15 protein-coding genes and 1 riboswitch are annotated in these 20577 nt (G+C 67.2%); of the genes, 11 read left to right on the forward strand and 4 right to left on the reverse strand.

The genetic code is table 11. The features are described 5' to 3' along the window. The first annotated feature begins 38 nt into the window (after positions 1-38). From R2601_RS22270 to R2601_RS22300, 7 genes are all read left to right on the forward strand, one after another. Positions 39-959: an ABC transporter permease gene (locus R2601_RS22270; RefSeq protein WP_007802977.1), complete on the forward strand. Its 921-nt coding sequence runs from the start codon at positions 39-41 to the stop codon at positions 957-959. Further along, complete coding sequence (gene nikC / locus R2601_RS22275; RefSeq protein ID WP_007802979.1) at positions 959-1855, forward strand: nickel transporter permease; 897 nt, start codon at positions 959-961, stop codon at positions 1853-1855. The genes R2601_RS22270 and nikC overlap by 1 nt, the downstream gene beginning before the upstream one ends. Then, positions 1852-3591 (forward strand): ABC transporter ATP-binding protein, encoded by a 1740-nt coding sequence (locus tag R2601_RS22280; RefSeq protein WP_007802981.1) that lies wholly within the window; start codon positions 1852-1854, stop codon positions 3589-3591. The genes nikC and R2601_RS22280 overlap by 4 nt, the downstream gene beginning before the upstream one ends. Further along, positions 3588-4517 (forward strand): DUF6963 family protein, encoded by a 930-nt coding sequence (locus R2601_RS22285; RefSeq protein WP_040545718.1) that lies wholly within the window; start codon positions 3588-3590, stop codon positions 4515-4517. The genes R2601_RS22280 and R2601_RS22285 overlap by 4 nt, the downstream gene beginning before the upstream one ends. Then, entirely contained in the window at positions 4514-5968 is a 1455-nt protein-coding gene (locus R2601_RS22290) for an N-acyl-D-amino-acid deacylase family protein (protein WP_007802984.1), read from the forward strand. Before R2601_RS22285 ends, R2601_RS22290 begins: the two co-directional genes overlap by 4 nt. A gap of 353 nt (positions 5969-6321) precedes the next feature. Continuing rightward, positions 6322-8223, forward strand: coding sequence for a DUF8225 domain-containing protein (locus R2601_RS22295; RefSeq protein WP_007802986.1), 1902 nt, complete (start codon positions 6322-6324; stop codon positions 8221-8223). A 22-nt stretch (positions 8224-8245) separates the two neighbouring features. Continuing rightward, on the forward strand, positions 8246-9640 hold the full coding sequence (locus R2601_RS22300; RefSeq protein WP_007802988.1) for a hypothetical protein: 1395 nt from the start codon (positions 8246-8248) through the stop codon (positions 9638-9640). A gap of 192 nt (positions 9641-9832) precedes the next feature. On the opposite strand, the gene R2601_RS22305 is transcribed toward R2601_RS22300, so the two are convergent. From R2601_RS22305 to R2601_RS22315, 3 genes are read right to left on the reverse strand one after another with little or no spacing between them, the layout of a single operon-like run. After that, positions 9833-11677, reverse strand: coding sequence for a DUF8225 domain-containing protein (locus R2601_RS22305; RefSeq protein ID WP_007802990.1), 1845 nt, complete (start codon positions 11675-11677; stop codon positions 9833-9835). 14 nt (positions 11678-11691) lie between these two features. Further along, complete coding sequence (locus tag R2601_RS22310) at positions 11692-13191, reverse strand: hypothetical protein (RefSeq protein ID WP_144266942.1); 1500 nt, start codon at positions 13189-13191, stop codon at positions 11692-11694. Positions 13192-13238: 47 nt separating this feature from the next. Next, a complete protein-coding gene (locus tag R2601_RS22315; protein WP_040545719.1) occupies positions 13239-14921 on the reverse strand; it encodes a tyrosinase family protein in 1683 nt (560 codons plus the stop codon). 335 nt (positions 14922-15256) lie between these two features. On the opposite strand from R2601_RS22315, the gene R2601_RS22320 reads away from it, so the two are divergent. Both R2601_RS22320 and R2601_RS22325 read left to right on the forward strand, forming a co-directional pair. Then, complete coding sequence (locus R2601_RS22320; protein WP_144266943.1) at positions 15257-16921, forward strand: LodA/GoxA family CTQ-dependent oxidase; 1665 nt, start codon at positions 15257-15259, stop codon at positions 16919-16921. After that, positions 16918-17967 (forward strand): FAD-dependent oxidoreductase, encoded by a 1050-nt coding sequence (locus R2601_RS22325; RefSeq protein ID WP_007802998.1) that lies wholly within the window; start codon positions 16918-16920, stop codon positions 17965-17967. Before R2601_RS22320 ends, R2601_RS22325 begins: the two co-directional genes overlap by 4 nt. Positions 17968-18137: 170 nt before the next feature. Here the strand turns inward: R2601_RS22325 and cobO are convergent, their stop codons facing one another. Further along, positions 18138-18761, reverse strand: a complete 624-nt coding sequence (gene cobO, locus R2601_RS22330; RefSeq protein ID WP_007802999.1) for a cob(I)yrinic acid a,c-diamide adenosyltransferase — start codon at positions 18759-18761, stop codon at positions 18138-18140. 37 nt (positions 18762-18798) lie between these two features. Further along, positions 18799-19010: riboswitch (cobalamin riboswitch) on the forward strand. Positions 19011-19077: 67 nt separating this feature from the next. On the opposite strand from cobO, the gene R2601_RS22335 reads away from it, so the two are divergent. Together R2601_RS22335 and cobW are read left to right on the forward strand one after the other, a co-directional pair. Continuing rightward, entirely contained in the window at positions 19078-19518 is a 441-nt protein-coding gene (locus tag R2601_RS22335) for a DUF1636 family protein (RefSeq protein ID WP_050768487.1), read from the forward strand. Beyond that, positions 19515-20570, forward strand: coding sequence for a cobalamin biosynthesis protein CobW (gene cobW, locus R2601_RS22340; protein ID WP_007803001.1), 1056 nt, complete (start codon positions 19515-19517; stop codon positions 20568-20570). The genes R2601_RS22335 and cobW overlap by 4 nt, the downstream gene beginning before the upstream one ends. The last annotated feature ends 7 nt before the right edge of the window (positions 20571-20577 follow it).

Consider the following 20577-nt stretch of genomic DNA (forward strand, 5'->3'; position numbering starts at 1 on the left):
CGCGCGCCGGACCCTTCCCTTCGGCAAGGAGATGCCCCATGGGCAAGTTCATCCTGCAGCGCCTGTTCGCCGCGCTCGTGACCATCTGGATTGCGACCATCGCGGTGACCATCCTGATCCACCTGGTGCCGGGCGATCCGGTGCGGATCATGTATGGCAGTTTCCAGACCACCCCCGAGGAACTCGAGGCGATCCGCGTGCGGCTTGGGCTCGACCAGCCGATCTGGACCCAGTACCTGATGTATCTCGAGCGCCTCGTGCAGGGCGATCTCGGCCGCTCCATCGTCGGCGACCAGCCGGTGCTCGACGTGCTGCTGACGCGCTTCCCGGCAACACTCGCGCTCACCGTGTCGAGCCTTGCGATCGCCATCGTGGTGGGCATGAGCCTCGGCTTCCTGGCCGCCTACAAGCGCGGCACATGGGTCGATGTCGGTGCCATGGTGCTGGCGATCGTCGGTGTGTCGATGCCGCATTTCTGGCTCGGCCTTCTGTTGCTGTTCCTGTTTGCCCTTCAGTTGCAATGGTTGCCCGTGGCGGGCGGTGACTGGCGCAGCCTGCTGCTGCCGGCATTGACGCTCGGGCTCGCCAATGCCGCCGTGCTGGCGCGCCTGACCCGCTCGGCGATGATCGACATCTTCGACCAGGATTTCATCCGTACCGCCCGCGCCAAGGGTCTGCCGCGCTCGATCGTGCTGTACCGCCACGCGCTGCGCTCGGGGCTCGTGCCGGTGGTGTCGATGCTGGGCCTGCAGTTCGCCTACCTCATGGGCGGCGCCATCGTGATCGAGAATGTCTTCGCCTGGAACGGCGTGGGGCGGCTGGCGATCGAGGCGGTGCTGTCGCGCGACTACCCCCTGATCCAGGGCTTCATCCTGTTCTTTGCAACCGTGGTCGCGCTGGCATCGGTGGTGATCGACATCGCCTACGCCTTCCTTGACCCCCGCATCCGGTATTCGTGATGATCCACTCATCCTCCACCGCCGAGCTGGCGGACGATCTCGCCACCGCCTCCGCGCCGCGCAAGCGCAGTTTCTGGCGGGCGCTCCTTGCCGGCCCGTCCGGCCTGATCGGCCTCGTGATCGTGGCGGTCCTGATATTCGCGGCACTGACCGCTCCGGTGATCGCGCCCTACGATCCGCTGCGTATGGCGGCCGGGCCTCGGCTCGACGCCCCATCCACGAACTATCTCATGGGCACCGACGATTTCGGCAGGGACGTGCTGAGCCGGATCATCTACGGCGCGCGGCTGACGCTGCAGATCGGCGTGATCGCCGTCGGCATCTCGCTGTCCTGCGGACTGCTGCTCGGCCTCGTGGCCGGCTATTCCTCGGGCTGGACCGAGCGGGTCCTGATGCGGCTGGTGGACGTGCTCTTCTCGTTCACCGAGATCGTGATCGCGCTCGCCTGCCTGGCCATCTTCGGCGTCGGCCTGACGAACGCGATGATTGCCATCGGCATCGCCTCGATCCCGTTCTACGCCCGTGTGACCCATTCCGTGGTGCTGGTGGAGAAGGGCAAACCCTATTTCGAGGCTGCCGTCGCCGCGGGCGCGGGCCACCTGCGGCTGATCTTTCTGCATCTGCTGCCCAACGTGGTGCCGACGCTGATCGTCATCGGCACACTGGGGGTCTCCACCGCGATCCTCGCCGCGGCCGGGCTGTCCTTTCTCGGGCTCGGTGCACAACCGCCACAGCCGGAATGGGGCTTCATGCTGTCTTCGTCGCGCGATCTCATCAGTCGCGCTCCGTGGATGATGATCTTTCCCGGCCTCGCCATCGCCACCACCGTCCTGGGGTTCAACCTGCTGGGCGACGGCATCCGCGAGGCCCTCGACCCGAGGCAGACAGACCGATGACACCAGACACAGACGCCCCGCTCCTGTCCGTCAGGGACCTGACCATCTCGTTCGGCAAGGGCCGCCACCGGAACGTCGCTGTGAAGGACCTGAGCTACGATCTGCGCGCCGGTGAAACGCTGGCCATCGTCGGCGAGAGTGGCTCCGGCAAGAGCGTATCTTCAATGGCGCTGCTGGGTCTCTTGCCGCGGGGCGCCGCGACCATCGAGGCCGGCAGGGCCCGGTTCGACGGTCGGGATCTGTTGCACCTGAGCGACGAGCAGCTGCGCGGCATCCGGGGCGACCGGGTGACGATGATCTTCCAGGAACCGATGACCTCGCTCACCCCGGTGCTGCGCATCGGCCAGCAGCTCACCGAGGCGCTGATCGAGCACAAGGGCATGAGCCGGTCGCAGGCCGCGGCGCGGGGCCGCGAGATGCTGACACTGGTGGGGCTCGACGACGCCCCACGCCGCATGAAGCAGTTCCCGCACGAGCTGTCGGGCGGTATGCGTCAGCGGGTGATGATCGCGATGGCGATGGCCTCGGACCCGGCGATCCTGCTGGCGGATGAGCCGACCACGGCGCTCGACGTGACCGTGCAGGCCCAAATCCTCGATCTGATGCGCGACCTCAAGGCCCGCTTCGGCACGTCGATCATCCTGATCACCCATGACATGGGCGTTGTCGCCGAGATGGCCGACCGGGTCGTTGTCATGCGCAAGGGGCGTAAGATCGAGGAGGGCACGGTCCGCGAGATCTTCGAGACGCCGCAGCAGGACTACACCAAGGCGTTGCTCGCGGCGGTCCCACGGCTTGGGGCCCATGCGGCGGCGGCGGAGCCGCGGCAGGTGGTCGACAGCCCTTCACGTCCCGGCGCACGGCTGCTGCATACGCACGGCATGTCCAAGACCTTTCGCGAACGCGGGCTTTTCGCGGCTAAGGCGGGGGGCACGGCGGCGATGCAGGACGTGGGCTTCGACCTCGCGGCGGGAGAGACGCTGGCGCTGGTCGGCGAAAGCGGTTCGGGCAAGTCCACCACGGGACGGGCGGTGCTGCGATTGCTGGAGCTTGACCAAGGCGTGATCGAGATCGGCGGGACCGACATGCGACGGCTCTCTGGTGGTGCGGTGCGCAAGGCGCGGCGCGAGATGCAGATGATCTTTCAGGACCCCTTCGCCTCGCTCAACCCACGCCTCAGCGCCGGGCGGCTGGTGGCAGAGCCGATGGTGATCCACGGCCTTGCAAAGGGCCGCGAGTTGCAGGACCGGACCGAGCAGCTTTTCACGCGCGTCGGGCTCGAGGCAGACCACATGCGCCGCTTCCCGCACGAGTTCTCGGGCGGTCAGCGCCAGCGCCTGTCAATCGCGCGCGCCTTGTCGGTGAACCCGAAGTTGATCGTCGCCGATGAACCGACCTCGGCGCTCGATGTCAGTGTCCAGGCGCAGGTGCTCGAGCTGATGCTCGAGCTGCAACAGAGCCTCGGCCTCGCCTATCTCTTCATCAGCCACGACATGGCGGTGGTCGAGGAGGTGGCGCATCGCGTCGCAGTGATGCGGCGCGGCCGGATCGTCGAGATCGGGCCGCGGCACGCGGTGCTGAACGATCCGCGCCATCCCTATACCCGCGCCCTGCTCGCGGCGGTGCCGGTGCCGGATCCGACCCGCACCCGGGGCACCTTGCCGACGCTTGACACAAGCACCCTGCCCACCGGGCCGCTGACCGAGATCGCCCCCCAACACATGGTGGCAAGTTGACCATAGGAATAGCAGTGAAGGCCCCGGGTGCCGCCCGCGCGGCGCTGGCCGGGCTCGAGGCGGTCGAAGCCGTCGGGCGAGGTGCCATTGGCGGTTTCGTCAGCCTCACGGTGCTTGCACCGGATGGCGCGGTGCACGATCTCGGGGTGCAGCGCGGCGGGGCGCGGGCGATGCTGGCCGAGCCGCAGCTCGCGGCGCTGGCGGAGGCCCGGTTGGCGGTGTTGATGTCCTCGGCGCCGGACCGGCCCGAACCCCTGTCGCAGTTCACCCCCGGTGCCGCCGATGCAGGGCTGATGACCGGGCACCGCCTGCCGAACATGCCGGGCCTGAACGGGCCCCCCCCGAACCTCGTCGCGCTTCAGGCGCTGCGCGAGGGGCTGTCTCCCGCGCAGGCGATCGACCGGGCGCTTGCGGATGCCCCGGATCTTGACGCCGGGCTCATCGCCATGACCCCGAGCGGCGAACTCGCGATCGGAAACTCGGCCTCGGTGGCGGAACGACCCGATATCGGAGAGGCGCTTGTGGTCGAACCGGGCCTGTCGATCGCAGTCCTGCACAACTCGATCCTGCCTCACGAGGCGCTCGCGGATCTTGCGGTCTCGGCGATCCACGACACGCTGGCGCCGCTCGACGCATGGAGCGGCTCGGGCAGCGCCATCGGTCTCAGCGTTCGCCCCGGCCCCCGCAAGCGCGCGCTTCTGCTCGACGCGGATCGCGGTACACCGCTGGGGTTCGAGGCGGAGGGAGAGGAGTGGCGACGCCCGGAATGGGAGGGCTGTCCGGTCCGACGTGGCGACCCGGTGGTCGCGGCGGAGCAGGTCGTGGGTTATGTCGTGCAGGAGGCCTATTGCATCCTGCGGGGTGGCACCGTGACCCAGGCGCGGGGCGACCACCACCTTACCTGGACACGGAGCGAGGCGACATGACTGGCGATTTTGAATGCGACCTGCTGATCCGGAATGCGGAGGTCTACGACGGCACCGGTGCACCGCCCGTCATGGCCGACGTGGCGGTGGCGGGAGACCGCATCGCGGCTGTCGGCGCAGGGCTGACGCTGTCGGCGCGCGAGGTGGTCGAGGCTGCCGGGCTGGCGCTTGCGCCGGGCTTCATCGACGTCCACACCCATGATGACCTCGCCGCGATGCACGTTGAGACCAGCCTGCCGAAGCTGAGTCAGGGCGTTACCACCGTAGTGACAGGCAATTGCGGGATCAGCCTTGGGCCAAGCCCGCTCACGCGGCGTGACACCGTCGTGCCGCCGCTCGACCTGATCGCCACGGCAGAGGAATACCGCTACCCGCGCTTTGGCGATTACCTCGACGCGCTGCGCCAGCACGCCCCCGGCGTGAACGTGGTGCCGCTGGTCGGTCACACGGTTCTGCGCGCGCGGGCGGTGGAGGATCTGACCGGGCCGGCACGCGCTGAAGAGGTCGAAGCGATGCGGCAAGGTCTGGCAGAGGCGCTCGATCAGGGCGCTGCCGGGTTGTCCACCGGGCTGGCCTATCCGCCCGCCAAGGCGGCCACGACCTCCGAGGTGCTGCCCCTCGTGGGCGAGGTCGCGACCGCCGGTGCCCTCTGGACGACCCATATGCGTGACGAGCGGACCGGGGTGGTCTCGGCGGTGGCCGAGACCATCGACATCGCCCGGCGCAGCGGCGCACGGACGCTGATCTCGCATCACAAGTGCTGCGGCGAGGCCGCCTTCGGCCTCTCACGCACCACGCTCGCGATGATCGAGGAGGCGCGTGGCGAGATCCGGCTCGACATCGACGTCTACCCCTACACCGCCAGCTCGACGGTTCTGATCGAGAGCTTCGCACGCGACAGCCGGAGGGTGACGGTCAGCTGGTCGGACCCGCATCCGGACATGGCGGGGCGCGATCTCGACGAGATCGCCGCGTTCTGGGGCATCGATCCGATGGCGGCGCTCGACCGGCTGCGGCCCGGCGGCGCGATCTACCACCAGATGGACGACGACGATCTGGAGCGGATCCTGTCCTGGCCTCCGTCGCTGGTGGGATCCGACGGGCTGCCCCGCGACCGGCGCCCGCATCCGCGCCTTTGGGGCGCCTTCCCCCGCGTGCTGGGCCTCTACGCCCGCGAACAGGCACTGCTGCCGATGGCGGGCGCCATCGCCAAGATGACCGGCCAGACGGCAGACGTTCTTGACCTGCCTGACCGCGGGCGGATCGCGGAGGGGGCCTTTGCCGACCTCGTGCTCTTCGATCCCGAGACCATCCGCGATGCCGCCAGTTTCGAAGATCCCGTGCGCCCGTCCATCGGGGTCCGCGCTGTCTATGTGAACGGACGCCGCGCCTATGACGGCGAGACGAACGAGGGCAGCGCCTGCGGCAGGCTGCTTGCGCGTTCCGCGTGACGCCTTCGCGGATGAAATCGGCCACATCCCCGGGCGAAATACGGCCAGCCTGGCAGAATTGATCGTGGCCCCGGCCTCGAAGAAAAGCCGGGGCCGTTCGCGTGGAAAGCAATGCTCAGGGGGCTTGCTGTGCATAGGGAATGCACATGAAGACAGGGGCACTGCTCGGCTGTGTCGAGCCGAACCCAGAGTTGATGGGTGTCCGGATTGACAATTATAAGTTGAAAAATATCGACGGGCGTGGAACAGTCACGCCACACGGCATTTCCTGTGCCATTCGGCGTAATTAGCTTTGGAGTCATCGTATGACTCACTTTACTCGCCTCCCAATTGCGGCGTTGCTTCTTTTTCCAATGGCTGCTGTCCCTGCTATTGCGGAAGATTTCCAATACGACACGCCAGCCGATATCGCGGAAACCGATTTCGCTGACGATCCGGACGGGCTTGCGGAAATGCAGCGGCGATGGACCGATGCCATGACGGCTTTCACCGACATGGCCATCGCCGGAAATCCCTGGACGAATGTGAACGATGCGCCCCGGGTCAATTACCTCGATCCGGCGGAATATGATCAGACCGTCAATACGGCGGTGCAGCCGATCACGTGGACGGCCTTTCCCAACAAGGTGAACTGGTATTTCAGCACGTCGCAAGGCACCCCTTATGCGCTCGATCCCGCGCTGACCTATCCGCTGGCAGACAAGGGCAATCTTGCCGACGACGCGGTTCTGCAGACTTGGATCGACGCGCACGGCGCGACGTACGCCAAGACCCTTCGGGCAAACCTGTCGGACGTTCTCGCCAAGTATCCTGCCCTGGGCGAGACGCCGGGCGACGGCTTTGCCGCGGTGTCGATCCCGACCGGCGTCTCGGGCGTCTGTCCGGTGGTGCACTGGGACCAACCGCAGGATGAATGGGCGCTCTACAGCTCGCGGGTCGGCGGGCCGCGGGGGTGGAAGGACGAATACAACGAATGGGTGGTGACCCGGAACGAGGGCGGGCAGATCACCAAGATCTCGTTCACCGCGGAGAACCCGGAATACTGGTTCACGCTCTGGGAGGTCGATCCGGAAAAGGTGCTGGTGCTTTACCAGCAGCTTGTTGGACCCCAGGTCGTGGTCGAGGATCTCTACCTGCGCGATGCCGAAGGGAACGTGGTCAACGATGCCGCGGGCAATCCCGCCTACAACCCGCTCAACAAGTGGAACTACGGCAACGAGGCGACGGAGACCGGCGGCGGCGCAGTGCACCTGACGAGCCCGCCCAACACGGTGGGCGCAGAGATGTATCTTGGCGGCGCGGCAACGATCCTGCGGGACCTGCCGGGCGATCAGTACAGCCCCGCGAACATGATCTGCTCGGGTCAGTATGGCGGCAACTTCCGCAACTCCGACCCCAATATCGGCATGCAGGGAAACCAGGTGGTGCGCAATGTCGGCAAGCCGATCACGCTGACCAACCCGATCGCGCTGTACATGCAGATGCCGGACTTCTCCAACTACGAGACTCCGGACGGCACGCCCGCTTCCGAGTTCTTCACGGTGGTGCGCGGGCGCACGGCGGCCGAGGCGGGGCCGGATGTCCATTACGACCAGATCCTGCACGCGACCTTCGAGGTGCCGGCCGAGAAGGGCTACACCGTGTCAGACATCGTGATCTCGCCTCCGACGAACGAGGACCGGGTGTTTCCGGGCATGGTCTTGCGTACGCCGCCGCTGCCGATCCTGTATGGCAGCCAGATCGCCGAGACCTTCAATCAGGCGCTGGCGGCGACTGCCTATCTGGACGTGGACCTCGCGGACAGCACGCGCTTCCCACCCGTCGCCGAAAAAAGCCCCGCCTCGGCCCAGAACGGCTGGGCGCAACCGCTGGTGGCGATGGCGGTCTTCGATGCAGTTCAGAGCCAGCCGGCGATCTCTGCTGCGACGATCCCGCTCTTGCCATTCGAGACGCCGCCGGGCGTGTCACTGCCGCACATGGCGCTCGAGGTGCTTGGGGGCGCGATGGCGCCGGTGATCGACTATGTGGGGCCGGACGGCACGGTGGCGCAGGGCATCACGGTTACATTGAACGGCGCCATGCCGCAGACCGATGCACCGGCGGATGACGGCATCTACGAGGTCATTCTCTACGATCTTTCCATCGAGATCGGCCCGGACGTGCCGGACGGAAGCTACGGTGTGCGCGTCACCAATCCCGGCAACGATCCCGATGTGCCGGTGCCCGGCAACATCCTCGTCCGGTCCGGCCAGTAGTTCGACAGCGGAGATCAACGCCATGACACGTCCCCTTGTCCTTTCCGCCCTCGGGCTGATCCTGAGCTCCGGAAGTGCGGCGCTGGCGCAGGACGCGCCGTCCTTCCCCTGCCTCAACCCACCGACGCTAGGTCCGACCTTTCCGGGAGACACGCTTCTCAGCGACCAGCAATCGTTCAATTGCTTCGCGTGGCAGGAGTTCATCGCGGTGACCTGGCCGCAGGCAGGCGGAGATCCCGGGGTCTACGGCGATCCGGGCGGCGGGCCCACGGTCTTCGAGACGTTCATGACTTCGGCGGAACTGATGCCTCCGGCGGATTACGTTGCGCCGCCCGAGGCCGCGGAGGGGGTGCGCCAGCTCGCACGGACCGCGAAGCTCGACGGCAACTTCAACCCCGGGAGCGATATCAACGAGGCGACACCGACGACCGCGTGGCTCGCCGACCGGGATGGTAACCTCGTCTGGTACGAGATCCTCGTGAACGACGCGGAGGCCGACTACATCATCGGAAACCAGCTGTTCAAGGCGGCGAGACAGAGGGCGATGGTCGAGGATGGCGGTCGGATCGACCTGCCAATGGGGGTTTTCAACGACAGCTCGGGAGCGGCGGAGTTCAAGGCCGCATGGCTGTCCGTCACCGACCCCGACGATCCACGTTGGACGCGGTATCTGACGGCCGATGCCCAGTTCTGCAGCGGGACCGGTGGCGATCAGGTCTGCACGACGGGAACCGTGGCGCTCGTGGGGCTGCACATCCTGCACAAGACCTCGGCGCAGCCAAGCTGGACGTGGTCCACGTTCGATCACGTGGACAATGCGCCGGACCAGGCCCAGGTTGATGCCGGGACGCTCGACCGCGAGTACCGGTTCTACCGCGAAAGCGGGTGTGTCGAGATGCCGGTGCCTGAGTCCTGCGCGGCGTTCGACAACGCAACGACAACCTCTTGCCTGCCGAACGTGTCGCCGGCCTATGCGCTCAAAGATTTCCAAGGCGGGGTGGTGGATCCGGGAAGCGCCTGCCAACCCTACCCGATCCAGGTGACACGCCAGTTTTCGCTGCCGTCGACGAACGAGAACCCGATCGTGGCGACGAACGCCGCGGCACAGGCGATGATCGCTGCGGCCAACCCAGACAGCGTGTTCCAGTACTACCAGCTGGTCAACGTGCTCTGGGCAGACAGTCCGGTCGACGAGAACGCGGGAGCGACCGCGCCGATGTCGCCGCTGTCGGAAACCGCGTTCCGCCCGGCGCTCAATGCTTTCAAGGTGTCGAACCCAATGCTCGAGACCTATGCGCAGGACGTCTCCTGCGTGGAGTGCCATTCCGGCGCGACGATCAAAGACGGCGGTGGCTCGGACGGGGTGCCGGCCTATGCATCGGATTACAGCTTTATCTTCGGAATGGCCCAACAGTAGTCTCAACGGTCTCGATACCCGATCCCGACGCGTTCGATGTCATTGTCGCGCGCCCCGAGGCGGTATCGCAGCGGCGTCGAGCCATCGAGATCGCCGAGGCGAGCTCTCCGGTCGTGATCTCGCAGCCCGGGTGTCTACAAGGCGTCTGCCCTTCGAAATGCGCCGATGGTCGCGCCGCGCAGGCAATTGCCCCTATCCCTCGACCCAGAGGAAGAACGGTGCCGTCTCGCCAAGTGCGTCGCCGGCATTCGCGACCGACACCGACCGGGTGCCGGGCGCGGCGTCCGCGCCGACATCGACCGTCAGGCGCAGGAGCTGCTGCGGCCCGGGCTCGGAGTTGCCGGGCACCGCGTAGACCACGTCTTCCAGCCCTTCGACCGTTACGGTGATCGCGGCGTCGGGAGATGTATCGCCTTCGCGGAAGAATGCCACCTGCGGGAGCGCTCCCTCCGCCTCGAACGCCGAGCCGAGCAGGGCCAGCGTTGCCGTCGTCCCGGGCATGATCCGCGGCGCCACGATGATCGTGTTCGATGCCAGCGTCATCGCCACGCCGCGCGCGTTCGGCACCGCCGACGCGTTGTATCCGTCCCAGAGGTCCTGATACATGATCTGCTGCGGCTGGGCCTTGGCGAAAGGTGCGGAGAGCCCCGCCACGCAGGGCTGTGGCGCCTGCGGCGTGTCGGCGGCCACCGCGCGGGGGAAGAGCGCCACCTGGATGGTCGGCAGCATCTGGCTGCCGTAGCGGATCGGCTCGCCATCGACCGCGATATCACCGACCTCGAAGCTCACGCCGGCATCGCGCCACGCCTGGGGGATCTCGAATTTCGCGTGCAGGAGGAAGTTGAAGTTGGACGGGAAACCGGGCAGCGTTTCCTGCCCGCGCAGGATGGTCCAGCAATCGGCAGCGCTGGCCCCCTCGGGCAGGTTGGGATCATCGGGCAGGACGTAATTGGTGAAGGTCGGTGTCTGGATGTAAAGGCCGATCGGATCGGCGAGAGACACCCGGAAGCCGCCGCCGAAGCCCACGATCTGGTTCGAAATCTGTCCGATATGCGGGTCTGAATTGCGCATGATCTGGCCATATTGGGCGCAGCAGATCAGATCCGTGCCGTTGGCATTGCCCATGTTGCGCAGGACCGTCGCAGCGCCGGCAAGGCCGAGTTCGGTCTGTAGCGTGTTGGGTGTGGAGGTGAGGTGCATCGCGCCGCCGCCATCGGCCGTCCGGTGCGGGCCGCTGTTCCACTTGTTGAGTGGATTGTAGGCCGACCGACCGGTGCCGGGATCGATCACCGGGTTTCCCGCGGCATCGTGCAGTTCCAGATCGGCAAGGGTGATCTGCGGGCGCCCGAGGATCTCCTGATAGATTTCAAGCACCGTCTCGGGCGAAACGGACCAGAGCGTGTACCAGTACTCTGGGTTCTCGCAGACAAAGTCGATGCGGGTGATCCGGCCATCGGTGCGGTCGCCCTCCCGCGTTACGGCCATCTCGCAATACTCGTCCATCCAGCCGCGCGGACCGTAGGGCTGGAACTGGTTCGTGGGGCCATTCGCGGGGATCTCTCCACCGGTCTGCTCCGCGCAGATCGTGGTGGTCGCAGGGATGGGGGCGATGGGCGCCGAGGTCGAATAGCCGAAATCGACGAACTCGAACCGCTGTTGTTCGCTCAATGCGTCGAGATAGAACACCGCGCGGTTCGGAAAGGCGGTCCAGCTGACCTTCTCGACGATAGAGCCGGTGAGGTCGGTAGACAGCGGGTTGTAGTAGTAATCCTGGTTTGCGGCGAAGAGCGTGGTGAAGGGATTGCCGCGGATCGCCTGTTCCGTCCAGCCGTTGGCGTTGATGTTCCACGCGTCGTTCAACGCTGCCTGCAGCGTCGGATTGGCGGCCAGGTCCTGGATGAACGCGGGTGTCGAAAATGCCGACAACGGGACGCTCTGCGCAAGCGCCGGCCGTGGCAGGCCGGCGGCAAGGGCAGCGGCCGAAGCCCCGGCAAGAAAGCCGCGGCGCGAGAGGTGAGGTGATGCTGTGGGGCCCATGTCCGTCTCTCCTCTCACTCGCCAGCCGGGATTGGCAGGGCGTTCTGAAAGCTGAAGCTGTAGTCCGAAGCAAAAGGCGTCAGCGCATCGTTCTGGCTTGGCCAGGCGAGTTTCGCTCCCATATGGCAGCTGATGCAGGTGGTGCCCTGGATATACGTCTCCATCGTGGTGTTCGCGACGGGTCTCTCGGTCGGCGCAGGCCGCATGCCAGAGATCGAGAGCGGGGCGGTCGATGGCGCGCGGTTGGGCGTGTTCTCGTCGACGGGACTGTCCGACCAAAGCACGTCGACCAGCATGTAGTTGGCGAAGACCGAGTCCGGAGCGGCCGCGCGGATCATCGACTGTGCGGCGGCGTTGAGGGACGCGACGAGGTTGTCCTGCCCGTCGGCAATGGCGTGCTCGCGCGCCACCTGTACCGGCATCGGCGGACAGTCCGGCGTGACGCAGAAGCCAGGCGAAGCGTTCGGTGTACAGGATGTCTCGGTCGGCGAGCCGACTTTGGAGGCGTCGCAAAAGAGCGTCCCGTCTGGCCGCGCGACTGAATTGCCGACGCATTGCGCCGGGATCGCCTGCGAGGCGCAGGACGGGTTGAAGAAACGGAACTCGTTGCCCACGTCGCCTGCCGAGACTGCGGCGGCGTCGGGAGCGTTCGCGACATGCTCGAAAGTCGACCAGATCCATTGCGGCTGGCTCTCGGTCTTGTGGATGATGTGAAGACCGACCAGCGCCAGCGTGGCAGTCTCGCAGCTGCCATGCGCGGGGTCGTGGATCAGCGCTTCGGTCAGCTTGTAGGTCGACCAGACGGGCTGAGCAGGGTCGGGGACTTCGACCCAGGCGGATTTGAGCTCGATGGCGCCCACCGCTCCGCCTGTCCGACCGCGCGGCAGATCCACCTCCTGTCCACCGAGCGTGGCAAGATAGCCCTCCACCGCGTTGTAGAGGCGGTTCGCGACGATGTAGTCGAATTCGTCGCGGTTGATCATGATCTCGTACCAGACCTGGTTGCCGTCCCGGTCGGCGAGCCAGTTGGGCGAGCCGTCGAAGGGGAAGGCCTCGGCAATGTCGTCGGGCGCCTCGAAGTCGATGGAGACCTTGGAGGAGCGGGTCAGGACCCGCGTGCCCGGCGTGTAGATTTCCGCACAGGCGGCAGGCGCCGGGGGCAGCTCGCCGAAGGGCGGCGGCGGGCTGCCATCGGGCAGAAAGACGCTGTGGATGTCGGAATAGGTTTCCCAAACGGTGGGTCCGGTGTCGTCCGGCGCGCCGAAATTCGCGACCGGATCGGGGCCTGCCGGCGCATCGATGCCGTCGGCTTTCCAGTTCAGCGCGATGAATTCCTGCCAGGCAAAGCAGTTCAGCGAGTTCTGATCGGTGATCGGGCTGTCCGAGGGGACGGTCGAGTCAAGTGTTGGCGGGTTCAGGCAGGGAAAGGCCGGGCCGTCCTGCGCCGCCGCCACGGTGCCGCCACCAATGAAGAGCCCTGCGGCAAGGCCCGCCGCTGCAATCTTGCGTCTCATCACTCCGGGTCCCTCCCTCAGGAAATCATTGCCGTCGTCCGTTTCGGTCAGCCGCCGCAGCATGGTGTGACGGGCGGGTCCGCCGCGGTGTCCGCAGGCGGTGCGCCCCAATGGAAGCGCGGTACGAAGCCCGGCAGCGCCGCGGCTTCGTCATCGCCCAACCGGTGGCCATCGCTGAGGCGTGTGACGACCGCCGTGACCTCTGGAGCTTCGGGCCCCGAGAGGCCGAGCGCCGCCACGGCCCGCCGGGCAGTCATCAGACGCGTCACGCCATGTCGGATGCAGCGGCCCTTGTCGTCGACGATGCCCATGCCGATGCGCGAGAAGCGGCCCACGTAATTCGGGCAGGCCGGGCCGATATCCCCGGCATCCGCGTCCGGTTTCTCGAGAAAGACATCGATGGTGTAGCTGTCATGGGTGCAGCGCACGCCGGAGAAGGCGATCCAGGGACCGCCAGCGACGGCCGGCGCCGTGGAGAGGCCCGCAGCCTGCGGTTTGTCCTGCGCCGCGCCTTGGCGGGTGGCGCGGTAGGAGGGCACCGTCACCGGCCCATAGTCGTAGCCCAGTCGCCTGCAGTCCTGCGCCATTTGGCCGAGCGTGGTATAGCGCCAGCGCTCGGGGGAGGCCTCGTCCACGGCTGTCGCAAGCGGTCCCACGAAGGGCTGAAGCGGCGTCTGCGTCGTGTACTGCGCACCCGGGTGGGCGCGGATCCAGATCTCCAGCATCCTGTCGATGTTTGCGTGGTAGGAGATAAAGATCGGATCGAAGGCGGTGTAGGCGTTGTCCGCCATGTCGTAGCCGATCCAGCCATGGTAATTGTCATGCGGCTGCTCGTAGAGCCCGTCGAAATTGATCTGCCGGAACGGGTAGAGGTCGTCGGGCTGCGGAGGGGTGAAGACCGGGATGTTGGCCCAAGGCACGCCGGTCGCTCCCCAGGCGCCCTGCGGGGTCGAGAAGCTGTCGAACAGCAGCGCGTCGGCCACCTGATCCTGAAAGATGCGGGGCATCTCGAAATACCGCGCGCGGTCCGGATCGGCGGGATCGGAAAACACCTCGAGCCGCTGCACGTAGCGGCATTCGTCGCCGGTGCAGCGGTCGGGCGCGACGTCGCATTTCTTCGATCGGCCATCCTTGGCGGCGGCAAAGCGCAGCGGGTTCGGGCGGGTGCTCCCGTCGGGATGCACGTAGGTCTCGTCGAGGAAGGCCTGGGGTAGGCCCGCGCGCGGGCTCGTGGGGTCGGCGGCATCCCAGGCCATCCAGTCCCAGTAGGGGATCGCCATGCCGATCCTGTCCTCGAGATACATCAGGAACGCGCGGTGCCAGAAGCCGAAAGCCTCTTGGTAGTGCAGGCACCAGTTGGTGTGGAGATAGGCCCACTGCTGCCATGGGCTGGAGGGTGAGGATGAGCCGACATGCATGATGTCGTCGAGCGCGGCGCGAAAGGCGGTCAGCTCCGCCTCGCTCAGTGCGGTGATGTCTTTTCGCACGCGCAGGCCCGGATCCGGCTGCACGGGTGGCGGGATCCGCTCCGCTGGATCGAGCGTCGACGTCGCGTCGCGTGGGCATCCGGCATTGATCCAGGCGCGGAGGGTCTCGAGCGCTTCGTCGGGCCACATCTGCCGCTGGTCGCGGGTCAGTGGCATGTTGCGAGAAGCGAGGTGGTTGTAGATCGTGACAGCCCAAGTCGTCACGCTGTCGTAGTCTGTGAAGTCGATGAGATAGGCTGCCATGCAGCGAGTCCAGAAATATCCGACATCCTCTCGCTCCGCCTCGTCGATCCAGTATGGCATTGCGAAGAGTGGCGAAATATCGACGTCCCAGACAGGTGGTTTTTCTATCATTTTCTCAAAACTCATCGCGGGATGGCAGAGTTTGAATTCGCTGACGTGAATGAGAGCTTACGACACGTGTCGCGGATTTGCATTACCAATTTGGAGAGTGTTGTGATTTAATTTCTCCTATTGGTAGAGCCTCAATGACTCGCGAGGGCGCCGCGCTGCCCGATCAATTCCGCGCCAGCGGGCAAATGCGGAGGGGCGATCCGGAGAATTGACAGGGAATGTCCATGCAGTCCGTAGCCTACTTGAAGATACACCCCGGAGTAGGCATCGCACGGCTGGGCAATGCGCGCGGCGAAGGGCCTGCCGCGCAGCGGACGGATTATTTTGTCGGTCCGGTGCGCCCCGGTCCGGTGGCGCCACCGCCGGGCGGCTACAAGGTCGAGGGCTGCGTGAAGCGGCAGGCAGCGGAGTTCCGCGTCTTCGCTTACGACGCGGAGGGCGGTTGCCTTGGCGAAGTGACGGCGGCGGAGGCGCGGATCGACTGGACTGTCACCGTGGCCAATACCAAAGCATCCTGGCTGACCTTCAATGGCCAGAAGCCCGGCGCGCCGAGGAACCCGAAGATCTCCGGCCCGGCGCGCGCCGGGCTCGAGATTGCGCCGGGGCCGCGCTCCATCTCGGGTGCGCATGCGGGTCCGGTGCGGTTCGACAGCGGGCAATTCGTGGCCGACCCCGAAACTGCGCCGGTTGCGGTGCCGCTTGGCGAGTTGCTGACCGATGGCGCCGGCCGGCTCCTCGTCCTTGGCGGACACGGGCACTCCGCGGCGCCCGGGGGTGAGCCGATCGAAGATTATGCCAACAATGACGGGTGGCATGACGATACCTCGGACGGGCGGGTTGCCGCGCAGGTCACGCTTCCTGACGGTCGCGTCCTCGACGCCGCGCCGTCATGGGTGATCTGTACGGTGCCGAAATTCGCGCCCGCGCTGGAGAACGTGGTGACGGCGTATGACATGCTTTGGGATCTCTGGGTGCAGGGCCACCCGGAGGACCGGCCAACGACCACCGACTACTGGACCGACGTGCATCCGGTGCTCCTGCGGATCATGAACGTACGCTGGACCATGGGAACCGGGCCGGTGCACGCTTTCGCCGTCCAGATGGCGATGCGGGAGGCCGCAACCCGCGGCGACCGCAAGGCGCTCTTTGATCGCATCCGCAGCCCTTACGGTGACAATCGCGGGCTGATGAACATGCCGATGCTGTATTCCGACCAGTATGTCTGGCGTCCGCAGGGCGATGCCGGCTTTGCCGTGACGGGCGTGATCTACGACCATCTGCGCCGCTGGGTCGACGTGGGCGCACCCGGGGGGGCGCCGCCCGCGACGCCGGGTGCCGACGCCCCGGTGACGCCCGAGGGGATGGACCGTGCGGCGTTGGAGAATGCCTGTGGCGGGCCGTTCTACCCGGGCATGGAGTTCGGCTGGATGATGCGCGATGTCTACACCTGGGCAGAGCCCTTCCGGCTGGCGGAGGCGCAGCGGGCCTCGGTCACTGGCAAGCTCGAGCCCGGCGACGTGACGAAGCAGATGGCCGTGCCTTGGCAGGCGGATTTCCTGCAGTGCCGGCGCGACACGGTTGACGCTCCGGCGCCCGGGGCGACGAAGGCGCCGCCTGAAGACACGGCGCAGCTCGCCGGGCCGGTCTACTATCCGGGCTGGTGGCCACAGCACAGGCCGGACATGGTGACCCCCTTCGGGCAGACCGTGCCAAGGGTCTGGACCCGGGGGATCGGGATCAACGATACCGCCGGGTTTATTGCGGAGTGGTCGAAACTTGGCTTCGTTCTGGAGCGCGCTGGCGTCTACTGGGAAACCGAGCGCGACCTTCCGGAGCCGCCCGAGCCGCCCGAGCCGCCCGAGCCGCCCGAGCCGCCCGAGCCGACATGACTGTGCACGATGTCGCAGTCATAGGGGCCGGACCTGCGGGGCTGGCGGCGGCCCTGACGCTGGCAGAGGGCGGCGCTCGGGTGGTCGTGTTGGAGCGGTCCGAGTCGTTTCGCGATATGCCCGGCGAGCACCTCGGGCCGGCAGCCCTCCCGGTCCTCGCGCGGCTCGGCTGGACGCCCCGAGCGCCCGGCGCGGTGCCGCTCTCTGCCATCGTCAGCCACTGGCGCGCGGGTCCGCCCGTGCGGCAGGAGGCGCTGTTCGACCCGTATGGCCTCGGCTTCGCCATCGAGCGCGCGACGCTCCTGTCGGATCTCGCCGCACGGGCCGGGGCGGCAGGTGCCGCCCTGCGGTTCGGATCCACCGCGCGAGGGATCTCGGGTCGCCCCGGTGACTGGCGCATCACCTGCGATTCCGGTGACGTGACGGCCGGAGCGATCTTCGACGCAAGCGGCCGGGCGCGGCGCGTGGCGCGGGCGCTCGGGGCGGCCGCGGGAGCGGCTGACGACTTGATCTGCCATCACCGCGTTCTGGCAGGGGCGGACGCGGGCGCGGTCGAGCTCGTTCTGGAAGCCGTGGACCAGGGCTGGTGGTATACCTTGGCTCTGCCGCGGCCCGGCCGGATCGCGGCAGGGTTCGTCACCGACCGCATGACCGGCGCGGTTTGGGAGAGTGCCCTTGGCCGCGCCCCCGCGACGCGCGCTCGGATCGGCGGCTTTTCCGAGTGCACCCGCTGCACCGTGCCCTGCGGCAGCCCGGGCCAGCACCTCGCGGGCGGCGCGGGCTGGCGGGGACTGGGGGATGCGCACGCGGCGTCCGATCCGCTGTCGGGCCTTGGTCTCGCGCGGGCGCTGTCGGACGGGCGGGAGGCCGCGCGTGTCTATCTTGGACTTGCTCCGGAACCGGTGCCGTTGCCGCCCCGCAGCGCCGAGACCGCAACGCGCCGCCTGCTCTATGCCGAGGCCGGTGCGCGCTGGCCCCGTGCATCGTTTTGGCGGGCGCGAACCGAGGACAAGCGGCGGCCTCTTGCGCTTCGGGAGAGGGCGTAGACCTGCGGTTGCGGGCTACGCCATCCTCGACATGTATCAGCCCCAGCTCGACGGCTTCGAGCTGGCCGAGCGGGTCGCGGCGATCCGGTTGTCCGCCGACATGACCGGACGGGGCGGGAAAGCCTCCCGCCGCCGCCAGTTGTCCGGTGCGTTGCGCGCCGCGTGCGGTCTCAGAACTCGACGCCCTTCTGGGCCTTCACCCCATCCTTGAACGGGTGCTTGAGCAGCGTCATCTCGGTCACGAGGTCGGCCGCCTCGAGCAGCTCGGGCTTGGCGTTGCGCCCGGTGAGGCAGACATGGGTCATCGGCGGCTTCTCGGTGAGGAGGAAATCCACCACCTCGTCGATCTCGAGGTAATCGTAGCGCAGCGCGATGTTGATCTCGTCAAGCAGCACGAACTGGATCTCGGGGTCACGGATCTGGGCCTTGGCGATCTCCCAGCCGTTCCGCGCCGCAGCGATGTCGCGTTCGCGATCCTGCGTGTCCCAGGTGAAGCCCTCGCCGGAGATGAAGAAGCGGCATTCCTCGGAGAAGCGGTTGCGCAGGAACTCGGCTTCGCCCGTGACCCAGTTGCCCTTGATGAACTGGACCACGGCGCAGGGCATGCCATGCCCGATGCAGCGCATGATCATCCCGAAGCCCGAGGAGGACTTGCCCTTTCCGGGGCCGGTATGGACGATGATCAGGCCTTTCTCCTCGGTCTTTCCCTGCATCATTCTGTCGCGGGCGGCCTTGATTTTCTTCATCTTTTCTTTGTGACGGGCGTTTTCGTCGGCGGGTGTCTCGTCGCTCACCGGAAGCTCCTTCGCTTGACAAGGGCGGAAATTGCGGCGCATCTGGCACCACGCTGGTGCCTGTGTAAACAGGTGAAAAGGGAATGCGCCAGCCCGGGAAACCGGGTCAAGCGCAGCCGCCCCCGCGACCGTGACCGGAAAGGTCCTCCACCGCCACTGGCCTTGCGCCGGGAAGGCAGGGGGGCCGCTGGATGGCGCTGCCATCCTGCATCCGCAAGCCGGGAGACCTGCCAGCGCAAGACGACACCAAGACCGGACGGGGTGTGCCGGGGACGGGTTCATGCCGCCGGTTCATGCCGGGGGTGATCCTGCTCGCATGCCTTTGCCGACACCAGCGGAGAGGCCTGTGCAGAACGATCCACAATCCAGCGCCGAGAGCGAGCTTCTCGTTTGCGTCAAGTGTCGCCGCGGCCCCGAGGCGCCCGCCGATGACCGCCGTCCGGGGCGCCGCCTCTACGACCGGTTGTGCGCGCTCGGGCCCCCCGCGGGGGTGCGGCTGCGCGCCGTCGAGTGCCTGCAGAACTGCGAGGCGGGCTGCACCGTGGCGCTGCGCGGCGCGGGCCGGTGGACCTATGTCTACGGGCAGCTCGACGACGAGGCCCATGCCGAGACGCTGCTCGACGGCGCCGGCCGCTATCACGCCACCGCCGACGGGCTGATCCCGTGGCGCGAGCGCCCGGAGCATTTCAAGCGCAACTGCGTGGCGCGCGTGCCGCCCGCGACCTTTCCAGACCCCCTTCAGGAGACCGACCAATGAGCGACCTCAGGAAGCTGCCCGTCACCGTGATCACCGGCTTTCTCGGCTCCGGCAAGACCACGCTGATCACCGGGCTGATGCAGAACCCCGGCGGCAAGCGCCTTGCCGTGGTGGTCAACGAGTTCGGCGATGTGGGCGTCGATGGCGAGATCCTCAAAGGGTGTGCGATCCCCGACTGCCCGGCGGAGAACATCATGGAGCTGTCGAACGGCTGCATCTGCTGCACCGTCGCGGATGATTTCATCCCCACCATCAAGGCGCTGATGGCGCTCGAGCCGCGCCCCGATCACATCCTGATCGAGACCTCGGGGCTCGCCCTGCCGAAGCCGCTGCTGAAGGCGTTCGACTGGCCCGACATCCGCTCGCGCATCACCGTCGACGGGGTGATCGCGCTGGCCGATGCCGAGGCGGTGGCGGCAGGGCGTTTCGCGCCCGACGTGGCGCGGGTCGACGCGCAGCGCGCCGCCGATGACAGCCTCGATCACGAGACCCCGCTGTCGGAGGTGTTCGAGGACCAGATCGCCTGCGCCGACATCGTGCTGCTGACCAAGCCCGACCTCGCCGGTCCCGACGGCGTCGCGCGCGCCAAGGAAATCATCGCCGCCGAGGCGCCGCGCCCGATCCCGGTCATCGAGGTGGCCGAGGGCGTGGTCGACGCCCGCGTCATCCTCGGGCTCGAGGCGGCGGCCGAGGATGACATGGCGGCGCGCCCGAGCCACCACGACACCCCGCATGACCACGATCACGACGAGTTCGACTCGATCGCGGTGGAGATCCCCGAGCTGAGCGATCCCGCCGCCCTCGTCCGCGCCATCGAGGGGCTTGCGCGCGAGCACAACATCCTGCGGGTCAAGGGCTATGCCGCGGTGGCGGGCAAGCCGATGCGCCTGCTCGTGCAGGCGGTCGGCGCGCGGGTGCGTCACCAGTTCGACCGGCCGTGGGGCGCGGGCGAGGCGCGGCACGGCCGTCTGGTGGTGATCGCCGAGCATGACGACATCCGCCGCGACGTGATCGAGGCGGCGCTCGGCGCCGCCCGCCAGCCCGCCGAGTAAGGCCCGC

The organism is Salipiger bermudensis HTCC2601, from assembly GCF_000153725.1.
Classification (GTDB): Bacteria; Pseudomonadota; Alphaproteobacteria; order Rhodobacterales; family Rhodobacteraceae; genus Salipiger; species Salipiger bermudensis.